1 protein-coding gene (running past both ends of the window) is annotated in these 25,761 nt (G+C 47.4%); it reads right to left on the bottom strand.

This entire window lies inside a single protein-coding gene on the bottom strand: locus KHS79_RS12385, encoding an Ig-like domain-containing protein. The 45,138-nt coding sequence extends 1,729 nt beyond the window's left edge and 17,648 nt beyond its right edge, so the window shows coding positions 17,649-43,409, spanning codon 5,883 (partial) through codon 14,470 (partial); reading right to left, the first codon wholly in view occupies nt 25,758-25,760. Both codon boundaries (start and stop) fall beyond the window edges.

Below are 25,761 nucleotides of genomic sequence, written 5' to 3'. Positions count from 1 at the left end.
CACTCTCTATCATTCCTCGCACTTCCATCATAATAATTACCATTACCTATGCCACCATACAGCACTGTCGGTGCCCAGACTCCACCATTGCTGTCACGGAAGAAGACTTTGGGGTTACAACGATAATCCAGCCAAACACAAACATTAGAAGAATTACCACGAATAAAATCATCAAACCCATTATAAGGATCAGTAATATCTACAAGTATTTCACCTGCATCACCTCGCCCACCATTATCAGTATCAAACCGTGTGGGATCAGTTTCAAAACGAAGTTCCTGCTCATCTGATAATCCATCCTGATCTGTATCTTTTGCACGAGGGTTGGTATTTAATTGTTGTTCTTCAAGGTTGGTTAAACCATCTTGATCACTATCATCTTCTGGTAATACACGCTGTAAATCATATTTAATTTCAAACCCATCTTTTAAACCATCCTGATCACTATCTTCAAGTTTTGGATTGGTATAATGGATGATTTCTAAATCATCTCTTAAGCCATCGTTATCAGAGTCTTTATTATTAGCTTGTGTATTTAATGCTAACTCTTCTTGGTCCGTTAATAAGTCTTCATCACTATGTATTGAGTATGCTAAGGTTTGATGGCTATTAACTTCTTCTCCATCAATAATACCATCGCCGTCAGAGTCTTTTTGTTTGGGGTTAGCAAAATGCAGCTGTTCTTGAAGAGTGGTTAAGCCATCCTGATCGGTATCTTGATCATTAATACCTTCATCAACTAATGGATTAAAACCATATTTTAATTCAAAGTTATCCCATAGCCCGTCGCCATCAGTGTCTTGCTTTTCAGTACTCATACCTAGTATATACTCACGACCATCACATACTTCATCGTGGTCATTATCAACACAGGCTTGTTCAGTGGTAATACGGTAATGACCTGTGCCATCAGGCAAGTAGGTAATAATATGATTAGAGAGTGGGAATGTTCCTTCATACCTCTCATTAGCATCCGTACCATTATTTGGAAAAGATAAATTATTTGCTTGCTGAAAATCTACCCGATAGTTGTAGTTATTAAATTTATAACGAGCAAAGTCCTTAAATAGGGAAATATGAGCACTGAAGCCATCCTCAAGTTGAACCTGTTGATAATAAAGTTTTATCGTTCCATCTTTACTCATATTCAATCGATAACTATTTCGAGGTATTGAAGGATCAACGTTAAGTGACAAGGGAGCATCACTGCGTAGCCATACTAAGAGTGGATTCTCATCACCTGGTAATAAATCATCATTAAATATTTCAACAGTAGGTACTTCCTCATACATTGGTACAGGCACGATATTATTAGCATGCAAGGGGATACTCTGCCATTGAAGTACCCACCGCTGATTATCTTCCCAATAATAGACATCACCCGATTCTGGCGCTTGCTCCTGTGTACCCAAAATTGCTAGGAACGGTGATCTTGTAGTAAAGGCAGATTGACTCTCAGGTAATAAACGAAGTATCCCAGCAAAATCAATTAACACTTGCCGACATGGCTCCCCAAAAATACGGCAGTTTTTCGGTGTAATGGGTAATAGTGCATTGCGATGAACCGGTTGTTTAACACCTATAGGTTGATGAGCTGAAGGCTGCTGCTGGCTGGTATCCCGTAGCACAGGCATTGCTTCTCCAGCGAAGGTAAGGGTCATATCATTCAGTTGGGTTTCCCCACCACTAACCCATTCATTCAGCACTTCTTTATTTGTGTAGGTATAACCACCCGCTAGTAGTGAATAACGAACTTGATGCTCACTCACCCGTGCAGGAATATTCTCTATTTTCCATCGACCTTCAGTATCAGTCTGAACATTATTTTGCTCATCAACTATCACAGTTACATTTGCTAGCGGCTGCCCCAACTCATTAATGACTCGACCAGTTAACGTTGTACCTGGATCAGTAATAATCGTTAAATTAACAGTTTTAGTCTGTTGATTATTATTTGTATCCTGCACAGTAAATGTCAGTTGAGCAGCGGTTTGTCCTGCTTGATCAGGTACTTGATAGGTAATTGAATATCCATCTCCACTATTAAGTTGCGCTCGATCCGTGATGGTCTGTAATACCGTATTGTTTTCAGCCAATTGCAGTTGCGCCACTTTACCATCATCTGTTGTATGCACCTGTAATTTAAGTGTTTGCCCTGCAATGACCTGTTGTCCCTCACTAATACCCTGAATATTAATACTGGGTGCAATATTATCCGCTTGTTGTGGTGCAGGGTCTTCTGCATCTAATAGTCCATCACCGTCACTGTCAGCCTTAGCCACATCGGTACCCTGACCTGCTTCATCAACATCAGCCACACCATCCAAGTCCTGATCAGTAAATGCAAATATATTCGACGTTTGCTGCTGCTCTTGTGCTGTGAGTCCTGTAATTACCATTTCCGGCATGGTTAATACTTTGCTGACCATTTGCTGTAGCTCATTTACACTGTTTGCTGTTAAGAAAAAGTGCAACACATAGCGGGTGCTTTTTGCAGGGATGTTAAACTCATAATCAATTTGCCAATCATTATTAGAATCAACTCTGATACCTGTTGATTGTGCAGGCCGTAAGTCTCGATTGGGTCCTGCAAAAACATGTGCAAAATATGCTTTTCTAGAATAGCGATCTGTAGCCTGGAAGATCACATACTGATCTTCTGCGGTTAATTGATCATCACCACTACTGGTGATGATTTGGCTTTGGGTTCGGTAGGTAAAATCAGAAAGAATCCGTGCTTTCACAGGCTGTATAGCATCAGTAGGGTTGCTAAATACTTCTAAATATCGAAGGCCAGAAATAAATTGGGTTTGATCATTAATAACCTGTAATTTTCGTGTAACCCGAACATTATTTATTTGCTGCAACCTGAAATTAATCATACCCTCAGCTTTTTTAACGCCATTATCAAGGGTAATTTCCGCAACACCTGCTCCAATATTATCATGCAAACGTTTTATGTCATCATCAAATAAAGTTGAGGTACCAGTATCAAACCCAAGTGTTAACTGAGCAAAGGCTGTCAGTACTGTATTGTTATCAAAAACCAACCGCCCTTCACGGTTAATACGAATATGATCTAACGGTGTAAACTGTAGTGTTCCTTCCACAAGTTCCTTAGTTGTAAGATCATCTGCAGCTTGGCTAGGATCACTGTAGTCAACTAATATCTCTTCACCATCCTGACGTCCTTGTCCATCAGAATTTGCCAATAAAGGATTACTACCCACGGTAACTTCTTCACCATCCCATAAATAATCACCATCAGTATCTGGCTGACGAGGATTCGTACCATGAGTAGCTTCATCTTTATTATTTAAACCATCTCCATCAGTATCTTCTTCAGCACCAGTTCGCGTTAACTGGTACTTAATTTCAAACCCATCCGGCATTCCATCATTATCAGAATCAGCTTGTAAAGGATTGGTGAAATAAATCATTTTTTCTTCATAATCATCCAAACCGTCTTGATCACTGTCTGCAAGATTTGGATTTAAATTTATGGCAACTTCTGCCGCATCCGCTAATAAATCACCATCACTGTCAGGTGAGTAAGGTAAAGTGTTATGTGTATTGACTTCGTCCTTATCAAGTAAACCATCTCCATCTGTATCGTCAGATGAAGGGCTACTTAATGCCTCTTGCTCCTGTAGACTGGTTAATTCATCTTCATCCCAATCAAATCCAGCTTCACTTCCAACCTCACCAATAAACCGAGGTTCATAATCATATGTCACTTCAAAGCCATCGAATAACCCATCACCATCCGTATCACGATTTTGGTGATCTAAACTCATCAATATTTCTTTAATATCAGGTATACCATCCCGGTCACTATCCACTAAATAGCGATCCCCAAAGTGGCCAGATGTCACCCAATAACCACCATCGGCTAATGGTGCTAAGCGAATATAGCGTTTATTAACTACTTGTGGATTTTGGTAGTTAAATTCAATGGCTGTATTTTTATCAATGGTCAACCCGATAGGAATTCGCATAACATCTACATTTTCAGGATTAGTGACACCTCCAGGATTAATTGCAAAATGGACTTTATCAGGCACATTTTGATAGGTAATTAACAGCTCTTGATTTTCAAAGTTAATTACTTGAATAGGACTTGAAGAGAAACGTTCAGGAACTTCACTATAACCGTCACTTTCTGTACCCCACTCAAAGCCTACGGAATAGTTTAACGTTCGTTTTGGTAATTGTTCACCATGGTAGAAAATAAGATAAGGCCTGGTTGCTAACAACTGTTGATAAGCATCTTGAGATAATGTCGATCCATTAGTTATATTGCCAAAAATAACGGTACCGTTACCTAATAAAAACTGTGGTTTATCATCCGAGTAAGCAATATAATCTTCGCCGTAAAAATGAGGAATTATTCCATCATTTAGCGATGTATAAACTAATTGTTCACTATCTAAGTCATACTGCCTCATCTCAACATTAAACTGCCCCATTTTTTTCAAAAATTCACCATCAATAATTTGCCACTTAGGTTCAATTTCACCTAACGCTAATTGTTTTTTCGCTTCTGGAGTAATGAGTCCGGAACGCCAAACTATCGGTTGGTTACCCATTTGAGCATTAATATCAACGACAAATTCTCCTTTTAAGGAAGGAATATGATTTAAGGTAAAATAGCCATCTTGATTGGTAACCGTACTTGGCCAGTCAGTGGTATCAATAACTTCCCCACCACTTTCACTGGCAGCCTTACTCATGATGTTGACGGTAATATCCCTTAGTCCCTGGATAATATCCTCACCATTCAACGTATCACTGAAGACTAAACGTCCTGATACAGTCATTCCTGGGTCTGGATTAATCGTTAAATTCAACGTTGAAAGCTGTTGGTTATTATTACTGTCTACCGCAATAATATCGATTTGCTGACTGGTCGCTTCGGATAGCTGAATAGCAAAGGTCTGCTCCCCACCTTTATCCCGAGTAATAATTTGCTCATTATTTAATTTAACAATAACCTGTTTTACCAAACCATTATCGGTAATACTGGCTTTAATATTGATGGTTTGAGTTGCATAAATTTCAGTACCTGAATCAGGTTTTTCAATAATTGAAATAACGGGTGACTCAGTATCAGCTTTAGTAGGCTCAGTATCTTTACCATCAACAATACCGTCATTATCGGTATCAATATTATTTGGATCTGTACCCAGCGCTATTTCCTGCTCATCACTTAAACCGTCCTGATCTTGATCTGGGTAGGCATAAAAATTAACAATGGCAGCTTGCTGCTCTGGGGTTAAATAATTATAGGCTGCCGACTCAAAACGTTGTGTTTGCTTAGCATTTTCTAAGGCTAATTCAACACTGCCCTCCTGCCGCAAAAAGTGCGTCAGTATCCGTGTACTCTTAGCAGGAATAGTGACATTAAAAGCAACTAACCAATCATTGTCATTACTTCTTCCATAAGTATCATCTGTTGGGTCAGCCATAACATGAGGACCAGCAAAAACATGGCCTAACACTGGGTGAGATGAATCATTTTTATTTCTTAATATCAAATAATCATCATTAAGGGTTAAAACATCATCACCAGACGTTGTGTGTACCTCCGTATATTGATCAGTAACAAAAAACAGGCCTTTTAAATAGACAGCGATAGTTATCTCGTCATCCGTTGGGTTATGCAAAATCTCCATCTGCCGTACAAAAGCACCACCGACATTGGGAATATATGTCCGCCGTCCAACGAGCAAACTATGAATTGACTGGATACCAAAGAACACTTCTCGACCGTCAGAACCTAAGTGTCGTCGATTGTTGCCATAATTGATCGTGCTATTTTGTTGAGATAATTGCAGACGGGTAAATTCACCCCCACGGTAACGGATAGCAGCTGCACCATTTTCTCTTACTTCCCAGTACCGGCTATTTTCATCTGAAAAATAGCTGCCCGTATCATAAATACTGAAATCATCATTAGCATTATTAGGGTCTGTACCATGAACTAAGATTTCATCACTGTCATACCCACCCCCACCATCGCTATCATTAGCGAGCGGATTTGTATTAAAGCGATTAACCTCCCAACCATCCCATAATTGGTCATTGTCAGTATCGGCTAACCGAGGGTTAGTTCCCAAGCCAAACTCTTGTAAATTTGTTAAGCCATCGTTGTCCGTATCATCCGTTGCGGCAACATTCTGCAAGTTATGATTTACCTCGTATCCATCCGACAGCCCATCATTATCACTATCCGCTTGCAGAGGATTCGTCTTGTAATCTTTTAACTCTTCATAATCAGTAAGGTCATCATTGTCAGTATCTACCAGTGATGGCGAAGTACCTGCTTGCACTTCCTCTAAATCAGAAAGTCGATCACCATCAGAGTCTGCAAGTGTTGGATTTGAGTGATGGGTTAATACTTCTGCACCGTCCAATAAGCCATCATTATCCGTGTCCGCTAATGTAGGATTCGACTTATGCTGTTGCTCTAATAAATTGCTCAACTGATCATTATCTGGGTCTTGATCTGCTTCACCTGCACCAGCTGGTGACAGTGGATTAAAGCCATAGCGTTGCTCAAATCCATCTTCCAGGCCATCACCGTCACTGTCTTTATTAAGAGGGTCAAGTTTTAGCGGCACTTCATCAGCATCCGCAATGCCATCTTTGTCGGTATCCAACAGCACATTAAAATTCACCAGCCTTGCTGACTCTTCAATGGTCATCGCCTGTAATTGGCGTTCATCCGCTAATAGTTCATTAATAAGCACTTTAACTTGATAGCGACTGTATTGCTGAATAACGTAGTGCAACAGGGTACACGAACTATGAGGGTCTAAAGACAATTCAAATTGAATACTGTAGCTGTCACCACTAAGCTGGACTACTTTAGGTCGTGCGCTTTGCTGTCCATCTGGCATACCAAAAAGTTGCCCTATAGCGGGATCACCACTGCCATTTGAACCATCATCGGTAATAAAGAAATAGTCTTGATGGTTAACCGTACTATCACCTGAAGAAGTCTCAATAACTCGGGTACCACCATCTGATCCTAAATTCCCGTTAATTTTGAGCAGTACGGTCTGAACTTGGTCAGTACTATTTGCTACTTTCTCGATGTACTGAGCATAGGGTTTATCCTCAGGAATAAAAACCTTACGGCTAACCTGCAGTGACCCCATTGTTTGAGCGGGGTAATAAATTTCACGTCCATTTTGTCGGGCTTTAGCACTTCCATTTATGCTAAAAAGTACATTGTTGACTGAAAGGCTATGCCCTCCGTCAAAAGCATCACTGCTGCCATCGCTTATGCTGCCTGATTTGGTCAAGTCAAATTTATAACCTCCACCCACAATATTATGGTTAAAGCTCACCTCCTCAGGATAAGTCACCTCAGCATCAGATAATCCTTCAGACAATTGCCAGCCGCCTGAACGTTTTAAGACTAAGGCAGGCACCTCAACCCGGCCATCTGGTATCGGCGCAAAAGGTTCTGATTTTGCCGTCATTAGCTGCTTACCAAACAACGTTTCTGCAGTGACTTGCAAATTCAACGCCGTAGCCGCTAACTGGGTAAACTGATAACGCCCTTCATGATTGGTCGCCACTTGCTGGGTACCGATGCTGACCTGAACACCTGCTACTGGTTGGTTTAGCGCATCAAGCACCTGACCAATCACTTCTGTACCCGGATCATCGGTGACGGTATAGGTAAACACACCTGAAGTAGCCTGATTACCATTCGTATCAGTGGCCATCACTTCCAGACGTAGCGTGTCGATTTGCTCAGGAACCGTGTAGGTTATTGATGCTGTGCCACCATTAATGGTCTGCAACAAGCTGCCATTGATATAAATACCCAATGTCGCCACCCGCCCGTCATCCGTTGCTTCTGCTTTTATTTCCAGCTGCTGGGCATGTAATAACCGGCTATCCGCTGCAGGTTTTAACAAAGCAACCTGGGGTGACTGAGTATCGACATCTTTTGGATGACTATCTTCACCATCCAGTAACCCATCATTATCACTATCAGGATTATCGGGATTGGTACCCTGCGCTATTTCCGCACCATCGGATAAGCCATCACCATCCTGATCAGCTCGGGTGGGATCGGTATGGTACTCCACCACTTCCTGTTTATTGGTCAAACCATCGTTATCAAAGTCTTCATCTGCATCTGCACTGTTATTTGGATTTAATGGTTTATTACCATGCTCTGCAAAATAGCGGACTTCGATAGCATCACTGATACCATCATCATCACTATCCACTTTATCAGGGCGGGTTGACCATTGATTGATCTCCTCATAATCAGTTAAACCATCCTGATCAGTATCAGCTTTAGTGGGATCAGCACCATTGGCCAGTTCCACATCATCATTCAGCCGATCATTATCGGTGTCTGCCAGGAGTGGACTGCTGTGAATTTCATTAACCTCACGTCCATCGGTTAAGTTATCTCCATCGGTGTCTGCTTGCTGTGGATGGGTTTTTGCCGTCTGTTCCGCCAGGTTGGTTAAACCATCATTATCCGGGTCAGCATCTTCTTCTCCCATTTGCAAAGGATTAAAGCCAAAACGTTGCTCAAACCCATCTAATAAACCATCACCATCAGAGTCTGCTTGATAAGGGTTAGTACCTGCACTCACTTCCCGAATATCAGCCAAACCATCTTCATCGGAATCCAGTAGTGAGCGCTCATAGGCATAAGCCAAGACATTCGGTGCATAGGTTTGCCGGTCAACGGAGCTTTCATTTGTTATTTCAAGGCCAATGGTTGAGAAGTACACCCAGCCTTGCTGGTAGGCATACAAAATGGCGGAAACTTGCTGCTGATAACGTTCTCCACAGAACATCAAAGCCTGCGTTGTTGCAGCTAGACTGTCTTTTGGTAAATAAGACCGAGTAGCATATGACTGTGTTAATTGAGTAAAGCGACCAGCCTTACCATCCGCTAACGTATCCCAACGATCAAAGGGATAGTTATTATCGTGGGCATAGCGACTTAGCAACTTGGTCGCAGGGCTGCCAGGCAACCAGTCCAAGGCATTACTGCGCCAATAAGCTACATGAATTACGGCCACGCCACCTACCGCTACGAAATCAGCTAACGCCTGCCGTTGCTGTGCATTCAGATCAACTCGATCGGCATTAATGTCAAGCACCAGCATATCCAGTGCATTCAGGCTAGTAGACTGCAAGTCATTCAACAGGACGGCATTAAAGCCTGCCTGCTCGATAATCTGCCGCTGATACAGTTGACCCGCATTCTGTCGTGCATTGAAATACCCCACATTGACCAAAGGTGTCTGCAAGGTAATGGTGCCCATTTGGGTGGTCCCACCCCAAACTGGCTGTACAGCTTCGCTCAAGGTATTAACCGGTTGACCTGCCAGTTGACCACTGACCAGCGCTACTAGCTCACCACGGGCAACAGGCACTTGAGTTATTACAAAGGAGCCATCTTGTGCGGTTTGTGCAGACTGCCCTGCTACTTGCACATTAACATTCGCTAATGGTCGATTTTGACCATCAACTACCAGACCTATCACTGTGGTCAACGGATCATTTTGTAGTGCATGTGGTTGTGGGCCACTGGTGCCCAGGTTATTACTGACATCCAGGGCCTGGACTTCAAACTCAACCTGATTACCCGCACTGGGTAGCTGCACCGCGAATTGATAAGGAGGTTTAGTAAGACGAGCGACCTGCACGCCATTGACCAGGAACATCACTTCTACCAGCCGACCAGCCTCGGTCACCTCTGCATTAACCTGCAGCTGTTGTCCATACAGTAACTGCTGATTGGCTGCTGGTTGCGCAATTACCACCTGTGGTGGCTGCTGGTCAGCAATCAGGGGCTCAGGATCATCAGCATCCGCTAGCAGGTCACCATCAGTGTCTCTGGACAGTGGGTTAGTCCCTAGTTCATTTACTTCTCGACCATCACTTAAGCCATCATTATCTGAATCTGAATCTGATAAGTAGGTACCATGTTTAATTTCATCGCCATTACTTAACCCATCATTATCACGGTCCTCAGCCATATCATTGCGGGTAGGATCAAGCCCGTTGACAAGCTCAGTGTAATCATTCACACCATCGTTATCGGTATCGGCCAATAATGGCGAGGTAGGAGGTATACGCCTGACTTCTTCCCCATCATTGATACCATCTTCGTCAGTATCCGCCAGGAGTGGATTGGTTTTATGGGTCAGTACTTCACTGCCATCGGATAAACCATCACCATCCGTGTCATAGCGGTTTAATCGAGTTTTTTCTGCCAGCTCAGCCAGATTTGATAAACCATCACTGTCCAGGTCTTCGTCACCATCAGCTTTAGTATCGCCATCACTATCAGCCAGATCTGGCCTTAAACCCAGCATAATTTCCAGGCCATTAATCAGCCCATCTTGATCAGTATCCTGAGCTTCAGCAAATACCTTCACACCAGCCAGGCGTCCTGTCCGAAGTTTAAAGGACTGCTCATTATTAACCCGGTAATCGCCACTCAGCTGCACCAGGACTGGCTCATTTGTCCTTACCGGTGGTGATAATGCTGCCAGCTGATCCAGCAGGTCTTTAGGGAGTACGACTGAAATGGTTGGCTCGTTATAGCTATAGTTTGCAGGCAGGGTGAGCCATGCACTGGTAGTGTAATCTCGACTGGAGACTGCCTCAGCTCCCAGCGTGGCCGACCCAATATGAATTTTCAGGTTGGTTAACGAGTACCGGCTGAGCCCATTAGCCAGTTGATACGGTAACGACAAACTCAGCGGTGCAGTAATGGATAGTGGGTCTGCCAACATAAACTGTGCAGGACTATGAGCAGGTGCTGGATCAGTGAGCTGACTGGCAGATACGCTGATATTCTGACCATATTTCCAGAGTAAATGCGGTGTACAGACTTCTCCTTGCTGCACTTTGATCGCTTCATCTCGACCTTGAGCCTTTAATGTTGAACCTGAGGTATCAAACTGATAACAGCTGCCCAGTGCCACTGGACTAGCAGGGCTAAATACCAGCTGCTGAGGACCTTGTAAGTTCACGGTACCGGTTATGGGAGTATCCGTTATGGTATCTCCCGTTTTTGGCCGCAAGGTAACTGCTGCACCATTGGCCCCACTCAGCTCAATAGGCTCATCGAAGGTGAAAATAAACTGAATAGTATTACTGCCTTGCTGATTAGTCGCCAACGCTTGACTGACTTCAGGTGGCTGCGCGCTGAACTGGATGCGGAACACACTACTATGATCAATGCCGGTTAACTCAGGAGGTGCTTCACCTGAAGCTAGACCAATCGCCACGGTTGCCTCACCATACTGCTCGCTGGTAACCACCAGCTGACCTTGCCCCTGATTTAATGCAATGAGACTGGTAACTCCTTGTTGATTGATCTGTGCAGGCTCGGTGGTATAAACAGGCACGTGCATTGCTGATTGATTAGCTGCTAGATTGCCAAAGCGATCCATCAAATGCAGTTGTAATGCCACCTCATGATGAGTATCTACTGCAGCAACATCACCTGAAGCTTGTGGTTGACCTTGTGCATCCGTCAGTAAGACACTGGCTGGGACTCCAGCAATCACATTAATGGGTAACTGAGACACTGTATGGAAAGCCAACTGGTGAGCATCCAGCTGGTAGCTGAAGCGGAGCGCCCCTTGGCCTTGAGCTATCTGTAGTGGAAGTAAATAACGGTTAGCCTGAGTGGCGGCTTGTAATACTAAACGCGCTTGGCCACTGGCCAGAGTAACAAGTGCTTGTGATAGATTCTGGCTACCTTCAATAACCGATTGAACCACTAACTGTTCACTAGGTACCCATTGGAACTGGGTGTTCGGTAAGCGGATCAGAAACTGGGTGCGATTATCATCTGTTACCCTATTGCCCTGGCTATCAACACCTTGCACGGCAATGCCCAGATTGTCACCCGCAGCGGTGGTGGGTAAATGACTAAAGCGAAGCTCCGCGACCGCGCCTGCTTGTACTTCAATTTGCTGACGTACCATAGCAATGGCAGCGTAATCCATCAGTGATGCTTGTAGCTCATAAGTTTTAGCCTGCCGTGACGTATTCAGAGTTAAACTGGCATAGCCATCCGTATCCGTTAAATTCGTTCCCTGCTGACTTACATAACCACTGCTGCTATCCCTTAACCCCCACTGTACACGCTGACCCGCTACCCCAGTACCATTCGCATCCGTCACCCGCACCTGATATACCGGTGCTTGTCCTACCTTGACCACTTTGGCAACCTGGGTAAACACTAATGTTGTGGGTGCTTGGGTCAGGATAATTTGCTGCTCAGCACCTTGCTGCTGCTGGCCTAAACGATCAGTTAATTCCACCTTAAAGCGGTAACGATGCTCAGGTAAGGGCTGCACAGGCAAGCGCACATAGTGCGTATGGTTATCATAGCGACCTTGATGATTGGTGAGTGAGGTCAGCACATGAGTTCCTGTCTGCGTCACTTGCAGTAGGTCTAGGCGCAACCCATCAGCCATCGCATCAGCCTGACTTAAATGCCGCATATTAATCGCCACTGTCGCCCCATATACCGTTTGTGCCGGGTAATTCAGACTAATACGGCTGGCATCGGGAACGGGGTCAGGTAAAACCTGTAAGGAAAGTGTCTGTTGTGCCTTTTGCCCTCTACTGTCCGTGACCTGAACTGTCAACGTATCGGTAATGGCTTGTGTTAAACGCTCAGTCCGGGCATCACTTAAGGTCAACTTATAATTGCGGAGCTGCGGCTGATCAAATGAAATGGTTTGTGTCTGCCCATTCCATGTGGCCTGCAACTGACGTATCGCAATATCATCTTTAGCCGATACCGTGATTGAAAAAGACTGTTGCTCATAAATTTGTGAGGATGGGCTACTTGCCAGCGTTTCAAGTGTTGGATAACGATCCCCGACAACGGAGACCACTGCTCGAAGCTGCTGCTGATTGCCTGCTTTATCCCTAACTTCCAGCTGATACTCCGCTTGGCCAACAGCACTAGGCACCACAGCATAATGCAAGGGCTGACCCGCAAAGGCCGCAGCAATGACCTGTCCATCTTTTCGTAACAATGCCTGCTCAATACCACTCTCTGCATCTTCTAGCGACACATTGAAGTGATATGACTCGCCCAGTGTGGCTTGTGCAGTCACTTCACCCTGGCTAGTGGTCAGCTGTTGGGTACCGGACCCAGCTACTGTTAAGCTGATTTGTGGTGGTCGATTATCTGCATGACGGTAGAAAAGCCGTGGTTTACTTTCTGCCACATTGCCAAACACATCCACCGCACGCACTTTCAAATAAGCTCCTGTGGCAGGTGTGACCAAATTATCCCGATAGATATAAGGCGTACCGACCAGCGATTGGGCAACCTGCCAGGAACCATTTTCCTGCTCCGCATGGAGGAATAGCACTTGAGCAATGGGTTGCTGATTCTGCTGAATGCTGGCTTCCGCGATGAAAGGTGCTGGCGACCAGCTGTGCTCAGCAAATAAAGCCTGCACCCGGAAGGTGTTGCCAGGTTGAGCGGGTAGCTGCACCAAAAAAGGCTCAGAGGTAGCGCTTATAACTCGACCATTGACGTCTTCTACCGTGGTTTTCAGTTGAAGTGTCTGTCCTGTGGGTAGCCAGGGAGGTAAACGCACCGTACCTGTGAAAGGAGGCTGATGCCAATGGGCAATAAGCTGCTCATTCGCATACACTGCGGCTGCGGCAATACCTTGGGTTTGAACAAATTGCACAGGTAAAGGCACTTCAAGGTGAGAAATAATTTGTGGTAGGGGCTGCTGGCGACTGGCACTGGCTGTTAGCACTTGTTCAGGGATTTGAATAAGTTGCGCCCCTTGTACCCCATAGCCCAGCAATAGCTGGTTGGCATCTACCGCCATCGCGGTAATGGGCTTATCCATACTGAGGCGGCTACCAGCAATGAGTTGCTGTTGCTGAGTATCTAAGGCTTGAACCCAATATTGCCCAGTATTATCCGCTTGCTGGGCTGCTAGCCACAGCAGGCCATCCTGATAAACCAGGTAGCTCAACAGTAACTGATTCAGTGGTATGTCCTGGCGTTGTCGAGTAATCAAGTCAAGGCGCTGTATCAGGCTGCCTTGGCCAAGCCATAGCGCGCCATCCCCTAGTGCCATTACCGTCGGCTGATCGACATCACCTTCATTCAATAGCAATGGGGGTTGCCATGGCTGATGCTGTCCTGCCGCCGCAACGGCTGCAGTCACCTGCCATAGCTGACCGTTGTCCAGCAGTGCCACGACACTTTGCCCATGCGCGGTAAGTTGTTGAATGGCTGCTGTACCCAGCGATAAGTGTGGCGCTGAGTCCGTTGTATATGGACTTGAAGTAAATGGTTGTCCGGCAGCAGGCAGCGGTAACCAGTACAGCTCACTCCCTGCTGCAATGATTAAGTGATGCGCTGTCAAGGCAATGGCCTGCGGATCAATATTACGGATAAATTCTCGTACTTGGTTGGTTTGCCTGTGCTGTATCAACACCCGCTGTAAGTCAGGCTGAACCATAAACTGATAGTGAATATTCGCTGCTACTTGCTGGGTTGCCTGGGTAAAGGCCTGAGGAGGATAAGCTTGCAGTTGCCAGCCCGCTTGCTGAGTAGCCGTCAACCAGGCTGCGCCCCAGTGTCCCCCTGCCAGTAAGGGGGTTCCTTGTGCCAGCGCCACATCACTGACAACCCCACGAAAACCCTCTGTTTGAGGCAGTACGTGCTCTGGAGCTGAATAACTGGCGGCAAATAGTGCAGCTGAGGTAACCAGTTGTGTCTGATAATCAGTCATGCGCTGCCACTCTATGACCTGACCGGCCTTCCCACCAAGCCACAACTTGCCTTGACTCAATGCACTTTGATTCAGTGCATTATGAGCCAGCACCGACTGCTGCTCACTATCAACATCAACGCTCAAGGTAATAGGCCACTCTGCTGTTATCTGAATGGCATCCGGTGAGCTGATATCGATCTGCTGCAGGGTTTGTTGCCGGCTATCCAGGGCTAATAGCTGACCTGATAATGCCAACAAGCGCTGAGCATTAACCGGTAAGATCATATGTTGAGGTGACTGCCCACTCACCAATCTGATCAACCCCTGTTGACTGGCTGATGCATTAGTCAGTGCGAGGTAAATTGCATCACGATACACTGCCATTGCACTGAAGGTATTTCCTGCAAACTGGCTGTGTCCATCCAGCAACTTAATCTGTTGCCCCTGTGCAGTAATTTTCCAGAGTCGCTGCTGTGTTAAGCACAAAAAGTCGCTGCCATAACGTTGCACACCCAATATCGGACTTTCAAGCACCCAACTAGGCGGTACCGTAGTACCCGAGCCCTGAGTTAGAGCATTAAAGTTATCAGTATCCAACAGCGTTAAACGCTGCCCTTGCGCAACAAGTAGCTGACGACTATTACTGGCCATTAACTGTACACGCCCTGCTAAGGGATAATGGCCCTGTCGTTGTAGTTGATTACCCTCAGTCACCGCCAGCGTGATTCCGATCCCTTGCTCTGCCAGGGCCAACCGAGCGCCTACCATAGCCAGTGCAGTCAGTGGACCATTAGCGGTAAAACTCTGACCTTGCAGGTTTCGCAGTGTGGCCCCCTGGCTATACCAATAACCTCCTACCACGGGGAGAAAAGCATCAAATGGTAGGGAATCTGCTGAAATAGCCCACTGCGGAGCAGCCCTAACGCTCAGCTGCCATTGCTGCTGTCGCTGGTTACCCAAACCATCATCAACCGTAGCCACTACCCGTAGTTGACGAACAGCGTTTGGTACCGTAAAGCGTACCTGCTCTCCTCCAGCATGCAGGAGTTGCTGCTGCTCATCATAAATAGCAATGCTTTTCTGCACGGCTTGCCCAGCCAAATTGGCTTGCTCTGGCTTAAAGGCCAGATTGAGTGTACTGCCTGCATAAGTATGGTTAGGTAAAGGCAGTAGCTCAGGCGCTGCAAGGGTGACTTGGGGTATCACCCGCAGGTTAACTTCCTGCTCCGTGACATAACGAGCTTGACCAATATAGGCCCGAGCTTTGATGCGGTAACTGGCCTGTTGTTCAACCTGAGGTAATCGCCAGCTCCATACCGTTCCCTCATTAAGCACCTGCGTTAACTGAGCATCGGTTAACCACTCACTGAACACTGTGGCACCATTAAAGTCTTCTAGGCGCAGCTGTAAGTCCTGAACTGTCATACCCTGTTGGATTAAGGTCTCATCCAAGCCGGTGACGGAAACAGATAACTGCACCTCACTGCCTTCGCTATGCACTGAGTTATTTACGATCCCAGCAATGACCACGGTGGCTAACGACTCATTAGCAACCGTATCGACCGCTTGTTGCTGCTGCAGTGGTTGCTGCATAACCAGCACCATCTCACCGGTTGGTGCTGCTGCAGGCCAGTCGAGATAGTAGTTCCCCCAAATGTCATAGGTTGGCGTAAGCAACTGATCATTAATCTGCACTTGCTGTAACGAAGGACTACCTTGCTGGGCACGTAGCACCAAAGGTAAATGCCCCTGCTCTGCTAAGCTTTGTCGCTGACTAGGTAACGCCCACTGATAGTCTGAGTTGGCGCTGGCAGGTAGCGTCAATACCTGCTGTAGATGCTGATTATGAGACAGACCATGGACCACAATGTTCTGCTCAGATTGCTGAGCCGGTAACCATAGTATTGCGGCTGACAGTGGCAAACTGGGCGCACTTGCCCCCAGAATATGCTGCAAGGTTTGGTTAAGTGTATGGGTTACTGACAGTTGCTGAGCAGGCAACCGCTGTTGCTGCTGATCAGTGATATACCATTTTTGTGCTGTTTGCAGGGGAGCTGCTGGCAAGCCAGTCAACAGCCAGCCTGCAGGCAGTGCAATCTGCTCAATACTGGTGGCCGCCAAGTTTGGCTCAGTCAGGTCAAGAGTACTTAACTGCGCAGCACTGGCAAGCAATGGCTGCTGAGTGATGGTATTTGCTTCGACCTTAAATAGATTTTGTGCCGTGATTAATACTTCATGAGCTGTATGAGGTATCAGGCCAACCCTTTCAGCCTGATGCCACACCTCCCAGTAGTTACCTAACGCACTTTGGGTCAATACCCAAAGTAAATAACCGTCATGGGCCACCTGCTGAATATCACCCAACATCGAAATTTTTTGCCGTGTCCAACTGTTCGGCTGAGCAGGATCAGTCAGCCGGATTCGCTGTAGCTGTTGCCCTCGCCAGAGATACAGCTCATCACCCAACCCGCTCATTCCCTGCCAGTTATTGGTGTTTTCTCCTCCCTCCTCAGGTAATGTCAGTTCGCTGACTAGCAGACTGTTTATTTCTGCCATATGTAGCTGTTGACCCGATGATGGTGTCAATATCACTAATGCTGATTGTTGATTTTCTCGCTTCACAAGCACCATGACCCGCTGCTCAGCAACCACTGCCTGCTGGATATCACCACTGAGCGATTTGCCATGCATCGGTAACAGTAAACCGGTGGATGCAGAGCCTGGGCGATACTGAAGCCCACTCAACACGTTGCCCGAACGGGTAAAGATAAAGTCACCACTACCACCTAATAGCTCTGCGAGGAAAAGCCGCTTAATGGGAGGGCCAAACCGCCCTACGGAATCGCCTGACTGCGTACCCGATATCAGCGGCCAGAATAGCAGTTGTTGCTGCTCTGCTGAGGTTTCAACCGCTACCAGCCCTGTTCCAGTAAAACTCAACTGCTGCAGGCGCCCTTGCAGTGAGGTATACAGCACCTGATGCTGGTCACGCAGCTGATAGCCGCCTTGGTAACGATTTTCCACCCAAACCAGTCCCTGCACTGGTTCAGACGTGTTAACTGGCGCAGCTGGATCAGGACGATAGCCTGGCACGACCACCAGCTGGCCAAGCGCATAACCCGCTGTTGTTGCCTGGTAGTAGGTCGACGGCTGCTCAGAAAGATAGTTGATCCGCTGCACGGAATGCTGTTGCTGAACCTGCTGCCTGGCTCGGTTCTGCAAGGTTGCAGCAATATCGATGGCAGCATTACCAGGCACTACACGCAGATGCCGCCATTGATCGCTAAAGGCGAAGGATTGCGCCTGATCAACCCCAGCAACTGCAACTGTTGAGGCCTTACTAAAGTCCGTCATGCCCTCTGGTATGGGGACCTGAATCAACAGCTCACTGCCTGACAGCACCCGCTGTGCTGGAATCACATTAATCTCAGGGGCAGTACTGATCCCAGGAGCGGGTAACACATTAATCAACTGCTGACTCACCATAGGCAATGGCAGTTGACTACTGGCTGTAGTGGTCAGTTTAAGTACTGCAACCATCGCCTCAGTTACTTCAGGTAAGGTCAGTGCATACGAAACATAGTCCGTTTCTGCACTCGGTTTGGTGATCATCACTGATGCTGGATTATTAGCATGTTGGGTATCACCGGCTAATGCGACGTGTAGTTCAGCCTGTGCCAGGTTCACCATGCGCAGCGACAGATTAAGGGTCTCACCACTGTAAAATGTTTGCCCCTGATTAGGCGCAACAATCGCCAACTCTGGCAGGATATCCGTAGCATCCACTGTGGCCAGTTGCACGGTGGCGGTATCACTGACCAAACCATTGAGATCAATAGCCCTTGCCTGTAACCGCAAGAGTGCAGGGGCATCTTTGGCAATGGCTAAGGTCAGCTGATTACTACCTGTCAGGACCTGGCAGGCTGTAGCATCAGTAAATGGCTGCTGGGCATCAGCGGCATTGACACAAACCTCAACACGGTCAATGCCAAACTGGTCAAAACTACTCAACAAGACCTTCAATGACTGCCCTTTCGCCACACGCTCACCCTCTAGAGGGCTGACAATACTTATCTGTGGCGGAGTAGCATCAGGCCCCAACAGATAGCTATCGGTAAAGGTCAGTAGTTGTGAAGTGCCCGTATTGCCAAGTTGTAAACGTAAGCTAACTGGGATTTGCCGAGTCGTTTGACCACTACCGGCGGCGGCTGGTAGATCAGATAGCCGTGGCTGGGTCAGGGTAAAGGTTAACTGGTGGGTAGCAGGGTCAATGGTCACTGGCTGCCAGCCTGCTTGTTGTCCATTGTCAATGAGCACGCTGGCTGATTGCACCAGGTCCACATCACCGGTTAACTCAAAAGCCATCAGGCTTTGCTGTCGCTCTTCTGCAGGTGAAGGGGTCATGGTGATGCGCTGCAATGTTAAACTAGGATCTGTCGCGGCAAACTGCCAAACTTTTTCAATGCTTTGTTTGCCATCACTGATCATTGCTTTTAACGCAACACCAACGGTACCAGCAGGCACCTCAATATCAACGTTCCCTTGCCTGGCAGTAAGCCAGCTGGTTGCATAAGTTTGCCCCCCATCGAACGACAACCGATAGCTGTAGTGAAGTTTTTCCGAGACCAGGTAGTTATCATTTGCCTGTATTTGCCAGCGATAACGACTTCCGGTTTTCACTAAAGTAGCAGTGGTGACAGGTGCATTATCTGTACTATTCACCAACGTGACTGACTGCCTATCAGGAGGCAGTGAGTCAGTACCCTGGTATAGTGTGGTTAACGTACCCTGAGTGATTAACGCATTATCAGCTGCTGCATTGCCATACTGATCCTGCAGTCCAAACAGCTTCACTTCGTAAAAGGCGTTGGCCTCCAGTGTTTGACCAGAACGAAGCTGCAGCAATAGCTGGTTACCTTGAGTCAGTAAGTCGGCAAACCGCCCAGAAATATCTTCCTGAGGTGAGCTGTGGGTTTGATAATCCTTAAAGATTTTAGTCACACTGAATGCCCTGGGCCCACTTGCCTGTATCGGTTCACTGGCCTCTAATCTCAGTGGCTGTTGTGAGCTGAGTGTTTGCACAAGCTTAATAGCTGGGGCCGTATCATCAACCACCAACAGCATTTGTGCTGCTGTATGGCTTTCCACCGCAGCCATCGCAGGAAGTGCTCGGCGTGCCACCACCTGATACCGCAAACCTGCCGTACTCGCTGGCGTTACGAACTGAAGCTGCGCTGTGCTACCAGTCTGACCACTTGCAGGCTGCTGTACCTGATATGCCACCTGATTGCCGGTACCTGCCTGATAGCCACCTGACTGAGGGAACCAATGGAGTGTGACATCGGATGAGTAACCACTGATATCCACCGTTACTTGTTGTCCTGCTTGATTACTGACCTGGTCAACGCCACCAATATAATTGGACTGGACCTGGGTAATCAGTAACGGTGAGACGACATTCAACGCTGCAGGTATCCGCTGAACACCCTGAGCAGTATTAATTTGTAAGGTTTGTATACCTTGAGTGGGAAGTGCTGCGGTAAAGGTTAGAGCCTGGTTTTGTGGGTCGTAGGTGAGCTGCTGCTGTGTCAACTGCAACGTACCGAGCTGTAATGAGGTGATATCAGCTAGACCACTGCCATGTAAGGTAAATGTGTAAGGTTGATCTTTAATAACCAGTGAGGGCTTCACACTGGTAATCTGTGGTGGTGCTCGTCCCAGCACAGGCTGTGTTGTTAAGCGCCAGGGAATATCATGTTGGAAACTCACGCCTTGCACCACTTGTGCTGGCTCATTGACTAAACGTAATTGATAGAGTCCTCCCACGGCAAAGGTTGAGCCTGATGGCTCAAGCACTACCTGCCGGCCATCCAATCGGGTTGTATGAGATAGATCATCACCACTTTGCATATTCGCCAATTGATAGCCTATTGACCGCCACTGATTAGGCTGGGCAATACTCAGCTGCAGTGGCTGCTGCTCACTGTAAAGCTGTTCAGGTTGTGTTTGACTATTCAGCACAAAGGGTAAATCAATAGAGTAAAAAGCATGGCTATCCCACCACTCCAGCAAGGTACGACTTAGCTGTAACCCTTTTAAATAATGTCCTACGGCCATAGGGCTGGTCATGGTAACAAGCTGTAACCTTTGCGAATCAGCCACCGCCCTATCAACGCTAATATCGTAAAAGCGAATATGTGCCTGCTGAGACTGCACCAGCAACTCTCCGCTCCAGGCATAGTGGTCGCTATCAGTCGCATCAGGAATTGTGGCTGCACCTAGCAGTGGCTCAGCCAGCCCTGTGAGCAATGAGGCAATATCATAGACATACAGCATATTTCCACTGACGAGTCCTACTCGATGTTTATTGATTAACAATTGCTGCAATGTTTGCGCGGCAATAGGCTGCGCCACAACAAGGGTTTCTGGCTGACTCAGTTGCCGTAACTCCAGCCACCCGGCTTTAACAACAACTAAATAGAAATCTGTAGCAGCAAGGCCTAATATTGGCAGGTCCTCGCCTTGATCCCGCAAATTCAAAGACAACCAGTCACGGCCATTCAGCGTTGTTAGCTGTAGGATATCCCCTTGCTGACGCAACACATTAACCCCACGCACCATGAAATTCCTGGATGTAGCTGCTATGTTAGCTTGAGCGGTTGTATTGCTGCTTGCCACATGAACTAGCCGGTTGAGCAGGCTGGGCTGATACACATTGGTCAGCTCATACAGCAGAACGTCTTGACTCGTTTGCAGCATCACCCCCAATGTATTGTCATTAAGGGTGATAGCTGCAGGATGCTCAGGGAGTGAAAGTTCTGCCAGTAAAACCGGTACGGCACTACCTGCCGTGCTATACAAACTCAGGGTTGTACCCCGCGCAGTCACCAGCAAATCCTGCCAGCGTGCCACCTGGTTAACCGCCAGGAGCTGCTTCTGTCCTTGTAAGCGTACCTGCAGTGACGTATCCCGTTGCACATCTTGCTTAAAGCCATCATTGCTCACGACTACCTGCAGTGGTCCCAACACATTTGCAGGAATGGCTAACTCTAATAGATTACTACTGACCAGTTTGACCTGGGCAACACGGACGCCGTTGATGCTTACCTGGGTTTCAGCGGATAGCCCTTTTCCCTGAATGGCGAATGCTTGACCACTGTTAAAGACAAATGTCTTCTGGTTTGGCTGCAGTTGACCATTGACCCAAGCACCAATCGCTTCAATCTGAGGGTCAGCGATAAACGTGTAGGCAGCCGTTAAGGTCGAGGCCAGTGGGCCATTGGTGACTTTGATATTGACCGCCCGATTCTGTGCTTTCGCCAGAGCATAACTGGGCAGCTGAATCACCAATTTATTGGGAGAGCGCTCAATAACCTGTTCAGGGGACAATAGTAAGTCCCCGATCCAGACCTGAGTATCCAGGCCAAACCCTTCCCCAGACAAAGTTAATGCTTGCCCCCCTCGCCAACTGCCAAGTGCCTGATCCACTGACCGCAGTACTGGCTGTGCAGCATCAGTGGTGGTCACTGCAAATGCATAAGGCTGGCCCAGCGTCTGCCCCTGAATATCCTGCCAGGCAGATGCCACGCTTACTTGATAACGCTTATTCGCCAATAAAGGCTGGGCTGGGGTAAAAATTAACTGTGAACCCTGGTTATTGACCCGTTGAGATATATAGCCTGCTACAGGAGTAGTTTCCCCTGCGACGGTTAAACTGAAGAGCTGCTCATCAGCGTTACTCACCTGTGTGGCATCAAGTATTCGGTTAAATTGCACCGCAACAGTACCCTCTACCGCTAAGAGTTGACGTGCTGCAGGCTGTTGATCAATAACCATCAACTGTGAGGGCAAAATCGTATTAATACCTCCCCCCATATGATTTATACGAGGAATCACTTCATTACTGACAGGATTTTCCCTTGCCTCACCGTCTTCATAAAGCAGCGCTGTACCTGCATACAAAGCTTTAGCTGTGACAGCCAAGCTGGTGACATTACCGGTGATGCCATAGGCTTGTATCAGTTCAGGTCGCTGACTAAAGCGACTGGCTAACCAGTCAGCCACATCAAACACCTGAATATCCCCTTGGCCTGCCACCACATATAGGTACTGCCCTTGTAGCCTCAACTCACTGGCTAACAGCTCACCTTTTTCAAGCTGTTTCAAATTCAATGAAGCCACTGGCACGTAACGCTCACCTTGCTGTGGCAAATAGGCAACGACTGAAGCATTACGCCCACTGGCTAGCCACAGCAAGTCTTCCGTCACCATGATGCCATGCGGGGTGAACTTATTACCGGCCATATCCTGGCAATCCAGTACCTGCTGTTGCTGGTAGGCCCCTGTGCTCAACGCCAGTGCTTTGACTTGTTGGGTTGCCGGCAAAGTGAGCCAAAGCTGTTCAGGGGTAAAAAAGAGTAAACCAGGCTGTCCACCCAGATTTTGCGCTTCAATAAATGCCAGCTCAGTCAGTTGTTGGTGACTATCGATTTGCAATACCTGTAACCCCACCTGAGTAGCAACATACAGGGTGTTTCCTGATGCGACCAGGTCTGAAGCTCTCCCCCTCAGCGAGAACTGAGTAATCAACTGTGGTTCAGCCGGTAAACTGACATCAAAATAAAACAGCTGCTGCCCACCAACCAGATACAGGCTATCGGCTACCTGCCTTATTGCCGTAAATCCATTGGGGGTTAGGCCTTGGGGCACAGCAAAATGATAGGGTAGTGTCTGATCCGCAATATTTTTTTCAATCAGTGCTGGCCTAACCGGATCAGACAGGTCAAAGACAGACAATCGTGCGACATTACTGGTCAGCCGTTTCACCACTTCACCTTGCGGGTTAACCACATCCATACCACCGCCGGTAACGGCATAGAGAATCTGCTCTCTGGCTAATACTTTCGCTACTGGGCTAGCACGATCACTGGCAAGCTCAGTGCTTCCGGTACCAGTCCCTGTATAAAAATAAGCATCAGTGCTTTGGGCCTGTTCTCCAGGGAACAGCGTATTTTGGGCTTGCAGGATCACATCACCAAAGCTGCCCGCAGGCGCCCTTACTCGCAAGTGGCGACTACTTAATACCTGTAGATCCCCCGCTACCGCTTCCGCAAAACGTACCTGGGTTTGATGACTGAAGCCCAACCCATAAATATCAACCCAATTACCACCTTGTGGGGGACCAGTTCTAGGTCTGAAATCAACAATCTGCTGCTTCGGTAAAATGACCAGAGCACCATAGCGTGTCGCTTGAGTGAGGGTATCCAGGCGTTTAATGGTTAAGGGGATTGACTGACTGGCATCAGCCATGGCCAGTGCGGGAACATTAATCGTCAGCTGACTATCCGTCACATCAACAATGTCAGCTGGATTGAGTATTTGACTGCCCAGTTTGATGTGGAGGTTGGCTGTATCTGTACCAAAGTATTTCCCCTTGATAATCGCTTGCTCCGAACCATCAGCATGGAAGTAATGACGCTGCTGTTTTCCGGCAACCAGGCGCTTCACCTCAGTAATGGCAGGTTGGTGCTGATCATTCATAACATAAGCTTGATCAATAACACTCGCCAAACTTCGGCCTTGTAAATCCACCAGTGTTGATGACACCTGCAACCGGAGCACGCCACTGTAACTCAAGGTATCTGCCAGCGTAATGATGACCTGCCCGCCCTCTAGGGTGTTACTGGCTTCAATGCGATAATTGTTGCTACTCAGTGGACTGCCATTGGCCTGCAACAGGCTCACACTACTACCAATGACACTGGACTCGGTATTGATCAACTGGTTAAACCATAGGGTAATAGTGGCTCCAGGATGCAGCACACTGTCTTTCGCTGGCATGACTGAGGCCAAGCCAAAAACCGGACTCTGCGTGACTCGTAACCCTCCCTGTTCAGCTTGCAACACCTGCCCTCCGGTACTTGCAAGCTCAACCTGCTGCTGAGGATTTTGCTGCCAATACCGCAGTGACCATTGATCATCCTGCTTCGCCAAAATCAACGATGTATCTGTGGTTGCCACAGTCACTTGAGAGGGCGAAACTTGCAGCGCTGCAGCATATTTAGCACTGGCCAAATCCCCTCCGACATTCGCCCTTGGCACAGCCACCACCTGATAATTCACGGTAGGCTGGAGTTGATCAAAGATCACTAATGACAGCTTGCCTTGATGCACAGTCAGCACATAAAGCTGACCATCCTGCCATGCCACATCCACAGGCATACCAAGTAGGCGCTGTTCACCACTCCCAGCTTGCTGCTGGGCATCATTACTGAAAGTTAAGGTAGGTAGCGCCGCAGCCTGGGTTAGCCCTTCTCGCTCTAGACTAAAGAACCGTAAATACCCCTCACCCAAATCATTCGCCGCCACCAGAGCGAGAACGCGTGTTTGTTCAGCCGTAGGTGCAGACAGCGCAATGTCCATGGCGGCATAACCTGGGGTGGACACATTCGCCACCAGCAGTGGTGATGCCTTATCTTGAATATCCACCACCTGGATTCCACCTTGACCGTTGGCTAAGAACAGTGTGTCATCCCAGCGCTCAATGCCAGTCACTGGGTCTGTCATAGGCAGCTGTGATAAGCGCACAGGGCGGTCCCACAAACTAATGTCATAAAGCTCTAAACCAGCATTCATCAAAAATCGATTACTGGCAGAGGGTGACTGACCTGACTTAACCCCCACGGCAAGATAATTATCCCAGCGGGTGACAGCCCCTATGGTCATCGGTGGATAGTTCGGCAAGCTGATGGCTAAACCACCAGGTAAGGTATATGACATATCACCAACATAGACCTCTTGCTGACTGTTGCCGGTGGGGATGCGTAACCAAACCTCATACAGGTCAGCGGCTAATACGGTGGGGGCCAAAAAGCTAAATGTCTGCTGACTTTTTACATCATCACGTAATTGAATCGCCTCAGCCCCCGCAGCCTCACTTGTTAGTGCTTGACCACTGTAGACTTCCTGATCACTGTTACGTGCTTTTAGC

The sequence above is a fragment of the Zooshikella ganghwensis genome (assembly GCF_018263875.1).
GTDB lineage: Bacteria > Pseudomonadota > Gammaproteobacteria > Pseudomonadales > Zooshikellaceae > Zooshikella > Zooshikella ganghwensis.
Note: the sequence above shows the minus strand (reverse complement) of the source record. Positions and strands in the feature narration are given on the sequence as shown.